We start from the raw sequence: 15,536 nt of genomic DNA on the forward strand, positions 1-15,536 counted from the left end.
GGTGAACCCATCCGTGGATAGAGGAAACGGCATTTTCGGAGGCTGCGATGTCGATGATCATGCATGTCGCGCAAGTAAAGCCCGGCCAGACCGCGGCCGTGTACCAACATTATTTCATCGAGCGCCCGTGCCGCATCCTTGTCATCGGCAAGCAACTGAAGGCGAAGACCAAGTATCAATGCCTGCTTCGGCATATCTCTATTGGCGGCGCAATGCTCGACGTCAATGCCGCGATCATGCTGCCGAAGCACTTCTTTCTGGAGATCGACGGCTTTAAGGAGGAGATCGGCTGCGCCGAGGTCCATCGCAGCGGCACGGAGCTCGGCGTGCGCTTCAACATGCTACTTGCCCAAGACTTCCTGCGCCGGCTGATCCGTTTGCAGTTTTCCAGCGGCGGGCTTTAGAGGCGGCTGCGTCGGCGCTTAAATAAAGCGAGCTCATTAGATTCTTATCGATTGCTTTCAAGGGATTGCAAGTTTCCCACTGGAGACTGTTGAGGAAGCCTTCCTGCCATGTAGGCTTTGGACGGCACCGGCAAATGACTTGTCCGGACTTCGTGGAATCACAATCGCCGCTTCATGCGGCGCTTCCGGAGTATGACGCATGCTGCAGTCGACCATGTACTCGCTCGTCCCCTCGCCGCTCTACGAGCGCAAGTATGAGCGCTTTTCGATAGGCCAGGCTGGCACGCTGATGTCGGTGCGACCGGCTCTTGGCGGCGTCTCCATACGCGCCTGCAAAATGATCGATATCTCCCGAGGCGGCGCGAGCTTTTCCGTGACCACGACAATCGGGTTGTCGCAGCACTACTATCTCCATATCGTCGGTACGAAATTTAGAATCGGCTGCGCCGAGGTCTACCGCAAGGGAGAGCGCGTCGGCGTGCAATTCATCAAGATGCTCGACGAGGCATTCCTGCACGAAATCGTGCGCCACGAATTTTTCACCGGACAGAGCAAGAAGGCTCCGTCCAACCTGCCAACGGCCTCGCGTCGTCCTGCATCAGTCAACTGGGGCTTTGTCGAGTGACGCACTGATCGAGAGCTGCGGCAGGTCGGTCTTCTCCGCAAAATCGATTCCGATTCTTGCACATATGCGATAAGTTCCGCGCGATTTGTTCCACGGGGTCCAGCTTCTCGCATGTCCGCATTCACCCGCTTCACACCGCTTATCCAGTCTTTGCCAGCAACCATTCCCTTCGTCGGGCCTGAAGCGATCGAGCGCCAGCGCGGCCGCAAGGTTGCCGCGCGCATCGGCGCCAACGAAAGCGGATTCGGCCCGGCAAATTCGGTGCTGCTCGCCATGCAGCAAGCGGCCGGAGAAACCTGGAAATATGCCGATCCGGAAAATTACGAACTTAAACAGGCCCTCGCAGGGCATCTGGGAATTTCTCCCGCCAACATCGCGATCGGCGAAGGCATCGACGGCTTGCTCGGCCAGATCGTCCGCCTTGTCATCGAGCCCGGCATGCCGGTGGTGACGTCGTTCGGTGCCTACCCGACGTTCAACTACCATGTCGCCGGGCACGGCGGGCGCCTGGTTACCGTCCCTTATGCCGACGATCGAGAAGACCTCGACGGATTGCTTGCCGCCGTCAAGCGCGAGAACGCACCGCTCGTCTACTTCGCGAACCCCGACAACCCGATGGGGAGCTGGTGGCCCGCCGAAAGAATCGTCGAATTCGCAAAAGCCCTGCCGGAAACGACGCTCCTCGTCCTTGACGAAGCCTACAGCGAAACGGCGCCGCCAGAGTCGATACCGGCGATCGACAGCTTGATCGACAAGCCGAACGTCATACGCACGCGCACTTTTTCCAAGGCCTATGGACTCGCCGGGGCGCGCGTCGGTTACGCGCTTGCAACGCCCGGCACGGCCGTGGCGTTCGACAAGATTCGCAATCATTTCGGGATGAACCGTGTCGGCGCCGCCGCAGCGATTGCTGCCCTTGCTGACCAGCGTTATCTCCAGGAAGTCGTCGTGAAAATAGCGGCGTCGCGCGACCGAATCTCTCAGATTGCGCGCGACAGCGGGCTCCAGCCATTGCCATCGGCCACAAATTTCGTCGCCATCGACTGCGGACGGGACGCGTTCCATGCGCGGGCGATCGTCGACCGGCTGATGAGCGACCACGGTGTTTTCATCCGCATGCCGGGCGTTGCCCCGCTCAATCGCTGCATTCGGATCAGCACCGGACCCGAAGCTGAAATGGACCTGCTCGAAACAGCTCTGCCCGCCGTTCTCAGGATTCTCGCGGCAGCTACCTGACGCTGCAGCCGCGCGTCTCGTCAGACGCGCAAAGGATGCGAGTTTCAGTGTACCGTCATCCATTCGCGTGCGGCACGCAACGCGGCGGCAAGATCGGTCTTGCTCATCGTTGCCGCAAGGTCGGCGCGCAAGTCCGCAGCGCGGTCGGATCCCTTGATGGCGGCAATGTTAAGCCACTTGTGGGCAGCGACGAGATCGACCGGACGGCCACGGCCCGTCGCATAGGCCAGGCCCATTTCACAAAGCGCGTCCGCGCGGTTTTCGCCACCCATGGCGGCGTCCGAAGCGATTTGCATGTCAAAGCGTGCCATTGTCTTGTCCCTGTCTTGCCTGGTTGATCCGGCTGAAGCGGCCCGCCGTCCCGGGCGGACCTTGCTCCAGATCAGCATTCATTTGGTCCCTGTTCAGTCGCGCCTCTTTGCGGGCTTTCCAAAAGTGCACCGTCTTTTGCAGTGTCGCTTTCGGCGGTCCGGCGGGTTGTTCTCTCCGCTCGTCTTACGGGTTCGAGTATGCCCAACGGCCTTCAACGCTCGCTTAAAATGCATGCTTAATTTGACGCAAACAAAGTTCAAACGCTTGGTAAACTTGAGTTTTCATTAAGCATCGGATCGCCTGGAACAGCGCGCATTTGTCTCAAAATTTACGAAATATTCAGCCGCGGATTTTCAACCAATTGCTAACCATACAATCAGCATCGACCGACCACACATCGATTTTTGTTGCCTCTCGCAGGGCTCCGGAGGACTGGGAAACCAGCGGACCGATGGGGCTGCACATATTTACCTTTACGTGCGCGTAAGATACGTTCACCCCAGGCGGTGGAAGACCGCTTTACATGAGGAGTCGCAGTCGAGTCGGTACACGATACTATGCCGGCCGGCATTCTTATTGGAGGAATTGAATGATTCGCACATTGCTCATCGCGTCGGCCATTGCCTGCAGCACCGCGGCCTCGGTCCTTGCAGCAGAACCGATCGTCGGCAATTGGAAGACAGCGAGCGGCGCCACGGCCGAAATCGCGCCATGCGGCGGCGCTTACTGCATCACTTTGAAAACCGGGAAGCACGCGGGCAAGCGCATCGGCAATCTCGCCGGAACCGACGGCAGCTATAGCGGCGAAATCACCGATCCGGAAAGCGACAAGACCTATAGCGGTTCGGGCGCCATCAACGGCAATTCGCTGAAGATGAAAGGCTGCGTGCTGCGGGTGCTTTGCAAATCGCAGACCTGGACGCGGCTTTAGGTCTCGCCAGGCTCCGAGAAGGGAACTGCCGGGTCCTCTGCCGAAGGGCAACCCGGCGGTGTCTCCGAGACAAAATCCAATCACGCGACAGAACGATTTTGTTTGGGCCTGAAATGCCCTACAGCGCCGCGCGTCTTTTGAGACGCACAGAGGTCGCTTTCGCACTTTGAATCGCTGCATGATTCCTCAAATCGATTCCGATTCGTAGAATCATGCAGTAGAAGCGACTCGCAATCTGATGTGGTCTCATGAGGATTTCGAGCATTCCCCGGTATCCGTCAGCATCAGAGATTTGAATAGAGAATTGAGCATGCTGAGGAGCGTCGATGGAAGCAAAAGCTGTTGAGGCGATACTTTCCGAATATGAAGCGGTGGCGCTGATCGCCAACAGTGAAAGTGTAGACATCGGTGCGGTCTTGCGCGCCCTTCCGGAGCGAACGCTGTATGTCTTTTTCAACGGCTGCGCAAAAGTGCTGGCCCGCCCGTTCGAGAAGGACGCCATACTTTGTCAGCGCCTCATCAGCGCCGGCACGCGCTTCCTGACTTCACAGAAACACGTGGACCGGGCACGTGCACTCTTCTCGCGGCCCCTGAAGGCTGAGGTTGGCGTTCTTGCAGAGCGCGGAGCACTGGAAGGAACGCCTCATATAGCGGCACCGCGCAAGAGCTCGCTCGTGCAATATACGTTGGATTTCGACTATGAGTTCGGCTCGCTGTACACGGTCGGACGCATGCCGACGACCGGTTTTGCCGTTGCCCTATGGCTGATCGAGAAGGCGCCGCATGCAAACGTCTTCCTCTGTGGGTTCACCGGCGCCGCGGGACCCCGATTCGACATTTATGTGGAGCATGACTGGACCTTCGAACAAATCATGCTGCGGTGCTATGTGAAGCGAGGCCGCATTCAATTCTTCGAAGAGAGCGTCAGCAAGCCCGCTGGCGCCCTGGAGCGCATCTGCGCCCATTTTCCGGATTTCAGCGAAGCGACAATAGCGCTAATTGCATCCAACGTTCTCGCAAACCGCCACACGGCTGTGGAACGCCAGGTCGCGAAACTTTGGGCGACGACAAAGTTGCAGCGCCGGATCCGAGCGTTTTTCAAGCGCCTTAGGCTTAGGTACGGCGAACGTTGACGGTTTGAACCCTTAGTCCAGTCGGCGCCTTCCCTGATCTCTTGCAAACGCGGGAGCGATTCCAAACACTTTTGACACCATTCACACGGCGCACTCGAGCGGGATGAGGAAAAAGTGTGCGCGGCTTTCCGCCCGCATCCCGCTCTAACTCATTAGAATCGATCACTTATGACTACAGTCGATTGACCTAAAATCATCGTGATCTAACGTGCCCGTTGGCCAAACAGGATTTTCTGCGCCTCCTCGTCCTCGGCGAGACTCTTCTGACGGGCGCGCTCTTCCTTGCCCACTTCGATCGCCTTCTGAACGGCAGGCCGCGCAAGCACCGCGTCGAACCAGCGCTTCAGATGCGGGAAGTCATTCAGATCCTGCCCCTGATTCTCGTGCGGGATCACCCAGCCGATACAGGCCATGTCGGCAATCGAGTAGTCGCCAGCCAGGAACGGCCGGTCGGCGAGGCGCTTGTTCATCACGCCATAGAGACGGTTGGCCTCGTTGGTATAGCGATTGATCGCGTATTCGATCTTTTCGGGCGCGTATTGGCGGAAATGATGCGCCTGTCCCGCCATGGGACCGAGGCCGCCCATCTGCCAGAAGAGCCATTGATCGACTTCGACACGGGATCGCTCGTCGGCAGGATAGAACTTCCCGTATTTGCGCCCGAGATATTGCAGGATCGCCCCCGACTCGAAGACCGAGATCGGCTGACCGCCCGGGCCATCAGGATCGATGATCGCCGGCATTCTGTTATTGGGTGCGATCTTCAGGAAATCCGGAGCGAACTGTTCGCCGCGCCCGATATTGATGTATTTGACCACGTAGGGAACGCCGAGTTCCTCCAACATGATCGTGATTTTCCACCCGTTTGGGGTCGGCCAGTAATAAAGCTCGATCGGAGCAGTCATCCTGTTTCTCCTGAGGTTGCAAGAGTTAAGACGTAGGCGCGCCCGCTGCCGCCGACAAGACGACAGCGCCATGCGTCTTTTCAGACGCACAAAGGTCGCTGCAGCACTTTGAATTGCTGCATGTTTTTTCCCTAAATCGGCTCCGATCCAAGCAAACATCCCGCGCACCATTTACGAAGATGAACCGGAGATGAACGGACATCTCAGCATCAATTCAGTTTGGTTGTGAGAAAACACAATCAATCGATTTTAACGTGCCTCCAACCAACGGACAGAACCATGGATATTCTCGCTCGGCGCCTCACCATCATCAGCGTGCTGATGGTTGTCTTCGCTATGACGCTCGCTGCCGCGGTCAGTGCCGATACGCAGCGCCGCCGCCAAAGCACCTATCTCGGCTCGCTGACCGACTGCACCGCCCACACGGCCCAATATTGCCAGGCCAAACTCTAGCTTCTTGAATCTACACAATTCCGGACGGAAAATCGTTGCTCACTTTTTCCTGGAATTGCTCCAAGGGAACCGAAAAATGGCCGCTCTCGCCACTTCCGCCATTCTCTCGCTCCGGGTCCTCATACTCACGAGCCTGCTGATGGCGCCGATCGGGGCGATCGCCTACACCAAGGCCGCGAGCCTCGGCATCGGCAAGAACGGTGCCGGCTTCGTCCTCTTCGTGACGCTTCAGCGTCAGGCGATGAGCTGACATCCGGGCTCTCGACCCGCTGCCTCTTGCACCCGGACTGAAATCCCGATCCCTTCCCAATGAAAGGATTCGGAACCATGCCAGCATTCGCAATCTATCTCGCCGCAGCACTTGCCGAAATCGCCGGATGCTTTGCCTTCTGGGCATGGCTCAAACTTGGCAAATCCGTCTGGTGGCTTGTGCCCGGCATGGGGTCGCTCGCGCTATTTGCCTAGCTCCTGACGATGATCGATTCGGCCGCCGCAGGCCGCGCCTATGCCGCCTATGGTGGCGTCTATATCGCCGCTTCGCTCGCCTGGCTCTGGCTGGCAGAGGGTGTGCGCCCGGACCGCTGGGACGTGACCGGCGTCGCGGTGACGCTCGCCGGCAGCGCGATCATACTCGCCGGTCCGCGCTGACTCCAGCAAGCGAGAACGGGAAGATCAGGCGTTTCGGATTCAATCGGCGTTCGATTCCAGATAGTTAAAGCAAGGCCATGGCGGAAAACGGCTCCACAATTTTCCGACTCCGGCTCCATCTTGTCGTTTGCTTGTCAGGAGCCGCTGCCTATAATGCGACATGAACAAACGAATCTCTTCAAACTCCGTTCTCTCCACCGCAACCCCTGAACCATTCGAGCCGCACCTCTTCGAGGATCCGGCCGAGGCTGTCGATTGCCTGGAGGCCATTTACGAACGCAACACCCGCTTCCTCCGCGAGGCGTTCGAAGGGCTTGGAAAGAGCGATGCGCCGCTCACCCGGTTCCGTGCCTGCTATCCGCAGGTTAGCATCGAGACGAGTAGTTTCGGCCACGTCGATTCCAGGCTTTCGTTCGGCTATGTCAGTGCGCCCGGAGTCTACACGACCACGATCACCCGACCAAAGCTCTTTCGCCACTATTTGAAGGAGCAACTCGGACACCTGATGCGCAACCACGGCGTGGGTGTCACCGTATCCGAATCGTCGACCCCGATACCGTTGCATTTCGCCTTCGGCGAGGGCGCTCATGTCGAGGCATCGGCTGCCGAGACCATCGACATTCCGCTACGCGACCTGTTCGACGCGCCTGACCTGACGACGACCGACGACGAAATCGCCAACGGGTCCTATGAGCCGGGCCCCGGCGAACCCTCGCCGCTTGCCCCGTTCACCGCGCAGCGCATCGATTATTCGCTGGCCCGCCTCAGCCACTACACGGCGAGCAGCCCCACGCATTTCCAAAACTTCGTTCTCTTCACGAACTATCAGTTTTATGTCGACGAGTTTTGCGCCTGGGCCCGTAAACAGATGGCAGAGGGCGGCAACGGTTACACCGCTTTCGTCGAGCCCGGCAACATCGTGACACCCGCAGGTGCCGACAGGCCGGATGCCGACTATACCCCCGGCCGCCTGCCCCAGATGCCAGCCTACCACCTGAAGAAGAAGGGGCACGGCGGCATCAGCATGGTCAACATCGGTGTCGGTCCGTCCAACGCCAAGACGATTACCGACCATATCGCCGTCCTGCGCCCGCATGTCTGGCTGATGCTCGGTCACTGCGCCGGCCTCAGGAACAGCCAGCGTCTCGGCGACTATGTTCTGGCGCATGCCTATATGCGCGAGGACCACGTGCTCGACGACGATCTGCCGGTCTGGATTCCGCTGCCGGCGCTCGCGGAAGTGCAGGTTGCGTTGCAGGACGCCGTGGCCGAGGTGACCGGCTACAAAGGCTACGACCTCAAGCAGATCATGCGCACGGGCACGGTCGCCACGATCGATAACCGCAACTGGGAACTGCGCGACCAGCGCGGCCCGGTCAAGCGTCTGTCTCAAGCGCGCGCAATCGCGCTCGACATGGAGTCGGCAACGATCGCGGCCAACGGCTTCCGTTTCCGTGTGCCTTACGGCACGCTGCTGTGCGTATCGGACAAACCGCTGCACGGCGAATTGAAGCTGCCCGGCATGGCGAGCGCCTTTTACCGGACGCAGATCAGCCAGCATCTGAAGATCGGCATCCTGGCCTTGCAGAAGCTCGCGGCTATGCCGCCGGAGAAATTACATTCGCGCAAGCTCAGAAGCTTCTACGAAACCTCGTTCCAGTAGATCACGATTTTCGCCGCAACAGGAGTGAAAGCATCGTGCCGGCGACGGCCGACACGATGACGAGCAGGTGCGCGTTGACGCTGGCCCGGCCGAGTAGTTCCAAGGCGGCGTGATCGCCCAGCGCTCCGAAGGAGATCGCTCCGGCGGCAATCGCCGCCGGATAGGTGCCTGCCCCCGCCGGGGCATGGACCGGCAGGACCGAGGAGAGCTCGCCGCCAAGGGCACCGCCGAAGCAGGCGGCAAGCGGCGCCACTCCCATGATAGCAAGCACCCAGGCAAGAACCACGACCTTGACGCCCCAGTTGAGCATGGTCATCGCCCATGCGCGCAGGAAGCCAGGGATGTGGTCCGGCAGGCCCGCTTCCACCTCGTCGACCACGGTCGCAAGTTTCGCTGGCGCCAGGCGGTGCACAAGCGTGAGAACCTTTCCCTTCAGGAGAAAGAATGCGAGCGGTGAAAGGAAGGCGAGTGTCCAGGCGAGCCAGGCGATCAATGCATCGCCGCTTTCGATCACGAGGCCAATCGCGGCGACCGTCAGCAAGGCATGCAGATCGAGCAGCCGCATGACGAGCAGCGCCGACGTACCATGCACGAGCGGCACCCCGAATTCGGAGCGCATCAGCAGGGGAAAGCTCGTTTCACCGGCCCGAAACGGCAACATGATGTTGAGCAGATTGTGGACCTGCGTGACGCGAAACAGAGGCAGGAACCGCCCTGCGGCATGCTCCGGGAAATAATCGTAGATGCGAAAGCAGCGAATGAAGTAGGTGGAGATCAAGAGGGCGAGTGCGGCAAGCACCGACCATATCCCGATTTCGGCCCACTGGCGCATCAGGGTCGACCAGCCCCAGAACCACTCGACAAAGATCGCGTAAGCCGCGATCGCGGCCACGGAAATCAGCACCATGCGGTTGCGCGCAAGCCACGATCGCTGACTGAACTGCCAGTCCGAATTCATCCGATGCCGATTTCCTGTGCTGAACCACACGATTCGACGTTGGTTATCACCGTTAACTGTGCAAGAAAACCTGCGACAGTACGCCGGAGATCAACCTTGAGTCACACTGAAGAACCCATGGCGGCTCTTGCCGATAAAATCGAGGTCATCGAGCTGTCAGTCGTTGTCCCCGTGTTCAACGAAGAGGACAGCGTCGGGCCACTGGTTGCGCGTATTCGTGACGCATTGGCCGGCTTCACCAAGCCGTGGGAACTGATCCTTGTGGATGACGGCAGTACCGATGGTACTCTTGCCAACGCCCGCGCCGAACTTTTTCGTGCGGACTTGAGCCTGAAGATCATCGAACTGCAGAAGAATTTCGGTCAGACCGCCGCCATGCAGGCCGGTATCGATGCCGCGTCCGGACGATTGATCGCGACCCTCGACGGCGACCTGCAGAATGACCCCAATGACATTCCGCGCATGGTCGAGGCGATCGAAGAACGCAAACTAGACCTGCTCGTCGGATGGAGAAAGAACCGCCGAGACGGTCTGCTGCTCAGGAAAATTCCTTCCTGGTGCGCCAACCGGCTCATCGGCAAGATCACCGGCGTCAGGCTCCACGACTATGGTTGCAGCCTCAAGGTTTATCGCGCGTCGATCATCAAGCAAGTCAAGCTGATGGGCGAAATGCACCGCTTCATCCCTGCGTGGGTGGCCGGTGTCGTGCCCAGCAGCCGGATCGGCGAGATGCCGGTTACCCATCACGCCCGCCACTTCGGTGCGTCGAAATACGGGCTCTCGCGCACGTTCCGCGTTATTCTCGATCTCTTGGCCGTGCTCTTCTTCATGCGCTACAAAGCGCGTCCCGGCCATTTTTTCGGATCCATCGGGCTTGCGACCGGCGGCTTGAGCGCACTCATCCTCTTCTATCTGGCCATCGACAAGTTCATTCTCGGCAACGACATCGGCACCCGCCCAATGCTGACCGTCGGCGTGATGCTGTTTCTGTCTTCGATCCAGCTCATCACCACCGGCATCCTTTCGGAAATGATGGCCCGCGCCTACTTCCGCGACGACGAGACGACAAGCTATATCGTGCGCCAAGTCTTCGAAAAGGAAGAGCCGCATGCTTGAAGCCCTCGATCGACGCCCCAATGCGGCCTTCGTCGCGCTGGCGGGTTATTTCCTGTTGTGCATCGTCTTGCGTCTTGCCGTGTCGAACTCTCTGGAGATCGACGAGGCTGGCGTGGCACTCCAGTCACAGTTCCTGCAACTGGGATATGGGCCGCAGCCCCCTTTTTATAACTGGCTGCAATACGGTCTGGCGCAATCGATCGGCACGTCGCTTGCGACGCTGTCCGTTCTCAAGAACAGTCTCCTGTTTTTCTCCTGCCTTTTTTACGGTCTAGCGGCACGCCTTGTCCTCAGTAACTGGCGCCTTTCGGCGATGGCTATGCTTGGCGTACTGACGCTGCCGCCTGTATTCCTGCTGGCGCAGCGCGATCTCTCGCACACAGTCGCCGCGCTCTTCACGGTGTCGCTCTTTGTTTACGGCTTCCTGAGAACGCTCACACGGCCCACCTTGTTCTCATACGTGCTGACAGGAATCGCTGTCGGCACCGGCATAATCTCGAAGTACAACTTCGTGTTGATCCCGATCTCGGCGATAATAGCGGTCCTGCCGGAGCGCGACTTGCGAACTCGCATCTTCGATTGGCGGATCCTGCCGGCGATCGCGATCGCCGGCCTCATCGTTCTGCCCCACAGCTACTGGCTCTTGCAAAATCTCGGTTTCGCTTCGGGCGGTACCTTGAACGAGATGAGGGAACATGAGGCGCAGGGGCGTTTGATGCAGGCCTTGCGCGGAACCTACGCACTCGGATCAGCGATCATCGGCGGCGGCCTCGTTCCTGCGCTTGTGTTCGGCCTTGTCTTTCGCGGCAAGGCGCGGGTGATCTGGCAGGCGGAAAGCCAGTGGAGCCGGATCGTGGGACGGATGATCGCGATCTGCCTGCTTGCGGTGCTGCTCATCGTGCTGGGTGTCGCAGCAACGCATATACGCGAAAAATGGCTTGTTCTCTATCTCATGCTTGTTCCGCTTTATCTTTGCCTCAAAATCGAAGCGGCGAAGATCGATCTCACCCACGCGTTCAGGCGCTTCTTCCTATTGGTGGCTTTTCTCGCACTGACTGCACTCGCCATCGTGTCGGCGCGCGCGATCGTGCGGCCATGGTTCGGCGACTATTCAAGGCTGAATATCCCCTATGGCGCCTTCGTCGAAGCGGTTACTCAGGCGGAGGGCGGGCAGCCGGCGCTCGTGGTTACCAATGACAAGCAGATTGCGGGAAATCTTCGCACGCAGCTCAGCGCCGCGCTGGTCACCATGCCTAAGCTCAATAAGCTTCCGGTCGACATGACGAAGAGGCCGCTTCTGGTTGTCTGGCACGACGACACAGCCCAGGAGGCGCCCATTCCCGACCTTCTGAAGGACACGCTCAAGGCTTCCACCATCCCGGAGACGGCGATGACGCCGCGCCACCTCGCCCTCCCCTACATTTATGGGGCCGGCTCGGATCGTTACGCCTTCAGCTATATCTGGATCGCGGAGTGAGACTGCCGCAGTGGGGCGCTACTAAAGCACGTCGCATTCAATTGGAGCCATGCGACGTGCTTTAGGTTTTTGTTTTCATGCATGTCGTTGTCCCGAAACCGCTGCACACTTACGGGCGCCATGCACTAGGCTCCCACCAGCAGCTTCAGCTCGCCAGGATGAATGCGGAGCGCCACGTCCCGTCCCATCGGCAGAAGCTCGCCGTCGATGACGCAATTGATCTTCCGGTCGACCTTCGGGAAATGCAGATCGACTGCGATGGCGCTCATCTCCGTGATCAAGGTGCTCGCGCGGAACTTGCCGCGCAGGATATCGAAGGCAAGCTTCGCGACGCCGGCAGGCTTCAGAGGCGGCGCGGTGTAGAAGCCGAGATGCCCGCTCGTCACGTCGTCCGCGTACATCAACGTGGCATGGCCGAAATGGTTGTTCGAGACTGAAATCACCGAAACATGCCGGCGCTCCTTGTGACCGTCGGCATCGAACTCGATTTCAAAATCCGGTGGGTTGAAGATAACGCCGACCGCCGCGCGTGTGCTTGCACCGATCTTTCCAAGCCGCGAAGCGAAACGGTAGGATTGGCGATACCGCACCAGACGGGCATGCAAGCCCATGGAAAACTGATGAACAAAGGCGCGGCCATCGGCGCTGCCGATATCGCCATCGATGATCCTGCCATGAGCGAGAACCTCCGGCGCCTTCCAGATATCGAGCGGCAGCTTCAACGAGCGCGCGAAAAGGTTCATCGTGCCGGCCGGGATGACTCCGAGCGGCATGCGATTCTTCCACGCGACTGCGGCGGCTGCCGAAATCGTCCCGTCGCCGCCGCCGGCGACGATTGCATCGAGATCGCCCCGCCGGCAGGTTCTTTCCAGCATATCCCGCATGTCGCCGGCCTCGACCGCGGCGACTTCGATCTCATGTCCGGCAGCGCGAAAGACCTCTTCCACCCACCTGCCGTATGCCTCCATGTCCGTTGTACGGAAGGTTCCCCCATCTCGATTGAAGATGGCCTTGATTTTCATGAAACGTCGTTTTCTCCAGTGACCTCGGTCAAATATGTCATGTCACAGATAAGCTCGATGGGAAGGGTTTCCAGAGGAGCCGGTCAGGTGTGCTCGAATTTGGGTCGCACAGCCGGCCGATTTTCAAGCGGCTTCAGCGTCATGCGATCGCCGTCGCAAAGAACGTTTTCATCGCCCCAGGCTTTCAGCGCCATGATCACGGGCCTCAAGCTTTCTCCCCTGGGCGTCAAGGCGTAGTCGACACGCGGCGGGACGACCGGGAAAACAGTGCGCGAAAGAAGCCCTGCCTCCTCCAGTTCGCGCAACTGCTTGGTGAGCATCCGCTGCGTCACGCTCGGCAATCTCCGCCGCAGTTCGTTGAAGCGCAACGTGCCCTCGACCATCAGATGATAGAGGATGACGCCCTTCCATTTGCCGTCGATGAAGCTCAGCGCCGACTCCACCGGGCAACCCGGGAATGTGTTCGTCAGTTTCGCGCGCGGCCGGGACATAACGGTATCCTTTTCGACACTATAGGCCAAATTTGTGCATTCTTGTACTCGGCGACTATAATGCTCATGTAGCTCCTGTTCAATTTGAAAGGAGTGCCTCATGCGTGCCGTCGCTTACAAGACACCGCAACCGATCACGGCGGAAACCGCACTGATCGACGTCGATCTGCCTGTGCCTTCACCGGAAGACCGCGATCTTCTGGTCGAGATCAAAGCGGTTTCGGTCAATCCCGTTGACACGAAAGTGCGTGCCAGCGTTCAGCCGGAGCCGAACCAACCGAAGGTACTCGGCTGGGATGCCGCCGGCGTCGTCAAGGCCGTCGGTCCGAAAGTAACCTTGTTTCAAGAGGGAGACGAAGTGTTCTACGCCGGCGCTCTCGACCGGCCCGGCACCAATGCCGAGTTTCATCTGGTCGACGAGCGCATCGTCGGGCGAAAGCCGAAGTCGCTCGGCTTTGCCGCGGCCGCCGCGTTGCCGCTGACCGCGATCACCGCTTGGGAAACGCTGTTTGACCGCCTCAAGATCAACGATCCGGTGCCGGGTGCCGCTAATGCCGTGCTGATCATCGGCGGCGCCGGCGGCGTCGGATCGATCACCATCCAATTGTTGCGCGCCTTGACCAACCTCACCGTGATTGCAACCGCCTCACGGCCCGAAACCCGGGAGTGGGCGCTGAAACTCGGCGCCCACCAGGTCCTTGACCACAGCCGTCCGCTTGCCAGCGAGATCGAGCAGCTTGCGCTTGGCGCACCCGCCTTCGTGTTCTCGACCACCAATACCGACAAGCATATCGGCGAAATCGTCAAGCTGATCGCACCGCAGGGCCGTTTCGCGCTCATCGACGATCTTCCGGTGCTCGATGTCATGCCGTTCAAGCGCAAGGCGGTATCGACTCACTGGGAGATGATGTTTGCCCGTCCGCTGTTCAAAACACCCGACATGATCGAGCAGCACAACCTGCTCAACCGCGTCGCGGAACTCGTCGACAGCGGCAAGATTCGCACGACGTTGGCTGAAACGCTCGGTCCGATCAATGCCGCCAACCTCAGGAAGGCACATCAAATGATCGAGACTGGCCGCACGCGCGGCAAGCTCGTGCTGGAAGGATTTGAGTAAACAACAAATGACCTTCCCGCGGCGCCGGCGACGCTTCAAGGAGCAAACGGTGGCTTAGTATCGCCGCCTTGATCGAGCGCTGATCGCATAAGAGAAGACGGTCCGGAAACGTTGTTCCGGGCCGTCTTTCGTTGGCTTTAGCCGTGAACGATCTCGCGATGCCGCTGCAACCGATGACCGTAGGCCTGGCTGACGCGATCGAAGATGATTGCGATGCCGACGATGGCCAGGCCATTGAAGATGCCGAGGGTGAAATACTGGTTGGCGATCGCCTTCAAAACCGGCTGGCCCAGACCCTGAACACCGATCATCGAGGCAATCACGACCATGGCGAGTGCCATCATGATCGTCTGGTTGATGCCGGCCATGATCGTTGGCAAGGCAAGCGGCATCTGTACGTTCTTGAGCTTCTGCCAACTCGACGAACCGAAGGCGTCTGCGGCCTCGAGCACATCCTTGTCGACAAGCCTGATACCGAGATTGGTGAGGCGGATCATCGGCGGGATGGCGTAAATGACGACGGCGATGAGGCCCGGAACCTTGCCGATGCCGAGCAGCATGACCACCGGAATGAGATAGACGAAGCTTGGCATCGTCTGCATGACGTCTAGCACCGGATTGACGATGTTCTGAACGCGATCGGAGCGCGACATGATGATGCCGATCGGTATGCCGATGGCGATCGACAGGACGGTACAGACGAAGATCATCGAGATCGTCTTCATCGTGTCATCCCACATGTCGAAATAGCCGATGGCGAGAAGCGTGCCCACGCAACCGGCCACTATCTTCCAATTGCGGCTGCCGAGCCAGGCAATCAGCGCCACCAGGATCAGGATGATCGGCCAGGGCGTCCGCGTCATGAAACGCTCGGACTGGATAAGAAAGAATTGCAGCGGTTCGAAGAAAGACTCGATGCCGTCGCCGTAGGCGCGCGTGAACGTCCGGAAGCCCTCGTCGATCAATTTCTTCAGCTCTCGAAGCCGGTCATCGTCCATATGCGGAAATTTGGTCAGCCATTCCATTTGATTCCCCTTCGCATTGC

At 59.2% G+C, this 15,536-nt stretch carries 17 protein-coding genes and 1 pseudogene; 12 read left to right on the forward strand and 6 right to left on the reverse strand.

All coding sequences use genetic code 11. From position 1 onward, the window contains the following. Positions 1-47: 47 nt before the first annotated feature. The 3 genes from PZN02_RS00340 (at position 48) to PZN02_RS00350 (ending at position 2,265) form a co-directional block, all read left to right on the forward strand. Positions 48-404: a PilZ domain-containing protein gene (locus PZN02_RS00340; protein WP_280659672.1), complete on the forward strand. Its 357-nt coding sequence runs from the start codon at positions 48-50 to the stop codon at positions 402-404. A gap of 199 nt (positions 405-603) precedes the next feature. Beyond that, entirely contained in the window at positions 604-1,029 is a 426-nt protein-coding gene (locus PZN02_RS00345; RefSeq protein WP_280659673.1) for a PilZ domain-containing protein, read from the forward strand. A 111-nt stretch (positions 1,030-1,140) separates the two neighbouring features. Next, positions 1,141-2,265, forward strand: coding sequence for a pyridoxal phosphate-dependent aminotransferase (locus PZN02_RS00350; RefSeq protein WP_280659674.1), 1,125 nt, complete (start codon positions 1,141-1,143; stop codon positions 2,263-2,265). Positions 2,266-2,309: 44 nt separating this feature from the next. Here PZN02_RS00350 and PZN02_RS00355 read toward each other — a convergent pair whose 3' ends face one another. Further along, positions 2,310-2,576 (reverse strand): SEL1-like repeat protein, encoded by a 267-nt coding sequence (locus PZN02_RS00355; protein WP_136504089.1) that lies wholly within the window; start codon positions 2,574-2,576, stop codon positions 2,310-2,312. 590 nt (positions 2,577-3,166) lie between these two features. On the opposite strand from PZN02_RS00355, the gene PZN02_RS00360 reads away from it, so the two are divergent. Further along, positions 3,167-3,508, forward strand: coding sequence for a DUF2147 domain-containing protein (locus PZN02_RS00360; protein WP_280659675.1), 342 nt, complete (start codon positions 3,167-3,169; stop codon positions 3,506-3,508). A 371-nt stretch (positions 3,509-3,879) separates the two neighbouring features. Continuing rightward, positions 3,880-4,641, forward strand: a complete 762-nt coding sequence (locus PZN02_RS00365) for a hypothetical protein (protein WP_280659676.1) — start codon at positions 3,880-3,882, stop codon at positions 4,639-4,641. 203 nt (positions 4,642-4,844) lie between these two features. On the opposite strand, the gene PZN02_RS00370 is transcribed toward PZN02_RS00365, so the two are convergent. Beyond that, on the reverse strand, positions 4,845-5,546 hold the full coding sequence (locus tag PZN02_RS00370; protein WP_280659677.1) for a glutathione S-transferase N-terminal domain-containing protein: 702 nt from the start codon (positions 5,544-5,546) through the stop codon (positions 4,845-4,847). A gap of 279 nt (positions 5,547-5,825) precedes the next feature. On the opposite strand from PZN02_RS00370, the gene PZN02_RS00375 reads away from it, so the two are divergent. From PZN02_RS00375 to PZN02_RS00390, 4 genes and pseudogenes are all read left to right on the forward strand, one after another. Continuing rightward, a complete protein-coding gene (locus tag PZN02_RS00375) occupies positions 5,826-5,999 on the forward strand; it encodes a hypothetical protein (RefSeq protein ID WP_136504085.1) in 174 nt (57 codons plus the stop codon). Between the two features lie 76 nt (positions 6,000-6,075). Then, positions 6,076-6,249 carry a hypothetical protein gene (locus PZN02_RS00380; RefSeq protein ID WP_280659678.1) on the forward strand — a complete coding sequence of 58 codons (174 nt, stop codon included), beginning with the start codon at positions 6,076-6,078 and terminating at the stop codon, positions 6,247-6,249. Positions 6,250-6,326: 77 nt separating this feature from the next. Beyond that, positions 6,327-6,647 (forward strand): annotated as a pseudogene (locus PZN02_RS00385) (YnfA family protein). 160 nt (positions 6,648-6,807) lie between these two features. After that, positions 6,808-8,310: an AMP nucleosidase gene (locus tag PZN02_RS00390; protein WP_280659679.1), complete on the forward strand. Its 1,503-nt coding sequence runs from the start codon at positions 6,808-6,810 to the stop codon at positions 8,308-8,310. A gap of 1 nt (position 8,311) precedes the next feature. On the opposite strand, the gene PZN02_RS00395 is transcribed toward PZN02_RS00390, so the two are convergent. Then, positions 8,312-9,268 (reverse strand): lysylphosphatidylglycerol synthase domain-containing protein, encoded by a 957-nt coding sequence (locus PZN02_RS00395; protein ID WP_280659680.1) that lies wholly within the window; start codon positions 9,266-9,268, stop codon positions 8,312-8,314. A gap of 96 nt (positions 9,269-9,364) precedes the next feature. Here PZN02_RS00395 and PZN02_RS00400 point away from each other — a divergent pair, with 96 nt between their 5' ends. Further along, positions 9,365-10,384, forward strand: coding sequence for a glycosyltransferase family 2 protein (locus tag PZN02_RS00400; protein ID WP_280659681.1), 1,020 nt, complete (start codon positions 9,365-9,367; stop codon positions 10,382-10,384). Then, on the forward strand, positions 10,377-11,861 hold the full coding sequence (locus tag PZN02_RS00405) for an ArnT family glycosyltransferase (protein ID WP_280659683.1): 1,485 nt from the start codon (positions 10,377-10,379) through the stop codon (positions 11,859-11,861). The genes PZN02_RS00400 and PZN02_RS00405 overlap by 8 nt, the downstream gene beginning before the upstream one ends. A 125-nt stretch (positions 11,862-11,986) precedes the next feature. Here the strand turns inward: PZN02_RS00405 and PZN02_RS00410 are convergent, their stop codons facing one another. Continuing rightward, the gene (locus tag PZN02_RS00410) at positions 11,987-12,883 is read right to left on the reverse strand and encodes a diacylglycerol/lipid kinase family protein (RefSeq protein WP_280659684.1); all 897 of its coding nucleotides are present in this window, start codon (positions 12,881-12,883) and stop codon (positions 11,987-11,989) included. An 83-nt stretch (positions 12,884-12,966) separates the two neighbouring features. After that, the gene (locus tag PZN02_RS00415) at positions 12,967-13,374 is read right to left on the reverse strand and encodes a winged helix-turn-helix transcriptional regulator (protein ID WP_280659685.1); all 408 of its coding nucleotides are present in this window, start codon (positions 13,372-13,374) and stop codon (positions 12,967-12,969) included. A gap of 100 nt (positions 13,375-13,474) precedes the next feature. Here PZN02_RS00415 and PZN02_RS00420 point away from each other — a divergent pair, with 100 nt between their 5' ends. Further along, on the forward strand, positions 13,475-14,491 hold the full coding sequence (locus PZN02_RS00420; RefSeq protein ID WP_280659686.1) for a zinc-binding alcohol dehydrogenase family protein: 1,017 nt from the start codon (positions 13,475-13,477) through the stop codon (positions 14,489-14,491). A gap of 137 nt (positions 14,492-14,628) precedes the next feature. Here the strand turns inward: PZN02_RS00420 and PZN02_RS00425 are convergent, their stop codons facing one another. Further along, the gene (locus tag PZN02_RS00425; RefSeq protein WP_280659687.1) at positions 14,629-15,516 is read right to left on the reverse strand and encodes an ABC transporter permease; all 888 of its coding nucleotides are present in this window, start codon (positions 15,514-15,516) and stop codon (positions 14,629-14,631) included. Positions 15,517-15,536: the final 20 nt, after the last annotated feature.

This window comes from Sinorhizobium garamanticum, assembly GCF_029892065.1.
In the GTDB taxonomy this organism is placed as follows: Bacteria; Pseudomonadota; Alphaproteobacteria; order Rhizobiales; family Rhizobiaceae; genus Sinorhizobium; species Sinorhizobium garamanticum.

Excerpts from the sequence above, each read along its gene's own strand:
- PZN02_RS00415 (WP_280659685.1), bottom strand. The coding sequence starts at position 13,374 with ATGTCCCGGCCGCGCGCGAAACTGACGAACACATTCCCGGGTTGCCCG.
- PZN02_RS00395 (WP_280659680.1), bottom strand. The coding sequence starts at position 9,268 with ATGAATTCGGACTGGCAGTTCAGTCAGCGATCGTGGCTTGCGCGCAAC.
- PZN02_RS00390 (WP_280659679.1), top strand. The coding sequence starts at position 6,808 with ATGAACAAACGAATCTCTTCAAACTCCGTTCTCTCCACCGCAACCCCT.
- PZN02_RS00420 (WP_280659686.1), top strand. The coding sequence starts at position 13,475 with ATGCGTGCCGTCGCTTACAAGACACCGCAACCGATCACGGCGGAAACC.
- PZN02_RS00380 (WP_280659678.1), top strand. The coding sequence starts at position 6,076 with ATGGCCGCTCTCGCCACTTCCGCCATTCTCTCGCTCCGGGTCCTCATA.
- PZN02_RS00345 (WP_280659673.1), top strand. The coding sequence starts at position 604 with ATGCTGCAGTCGACCATGTACTCGCTCGTCCCCTCGCCGCTCTACGAG.
- PZN02_RS00410 (WP_280659684.1), bottom strand. The coding sequence starts at position 12,883 with ATGAAAATCAAGGCCATCTTCAATCGAGATGGGGGAACCTTCCGTACA.
- PZN02_RS00350 (WP_280659674.1), top strand. The coding sequence starts at position 1,141 with ATGTCCGCATTCACCCGCTTCACACCGCTTATCCAGTCTTTGCCAGCA.
- PZN02_RS00425 (WP_280659687.1), bottom strand. The coding sequence starts at position 15,516 with ATGGAATGGCTGACCAAATTTCCGCATATGGACGATGACCGGCTTCGA.
- PZN02_RS00375 (WP_136504085.1), top strand. The coding sequence starts at position 5,826 with ATGGATATTCTCGCTCGGCGCCTCACCATCATCAGCGTGCTGATGGTT.
- PZN02_RS00340 (WP_280659672.1), top strand. The coding sequence starts at position 48 with ATGTCGATGATCATGCATGTCGCGCAAGTAAAGCCCGGCCAGACCGCG.
- PZN02_RS00360 (WP_280659675.1), top strand. The coding sequence starts at position 3,167 with ATGATTCGCACATTGCTCATCGCGTCGGCCATTGCCTGCAGCACCGCG.
- PZN02_RS00370 (WP_280659677.1), bottom strand. The coding sequence starts at position 5,546 with ATGACTGCTCCGATCGAGCTTTATTACTGGCCGACCCCAAACGGGTGG.
- PZN02_RS00355 (WP_136504089.1), bottom strand. The coding sequence starts at position 2,576 with ATGGCACGCTTTGACATGCAAATCGCTTCGGACGCCGCCATGGGTGGC.
- PZN02_RS00405 (WP_280659683.1), top strand. The coding sequence starts at position 10,377 with ATGCTTGAAGCCCTCGATCGACGCCCCAATGCGGCCTTCGTCGCGCTG.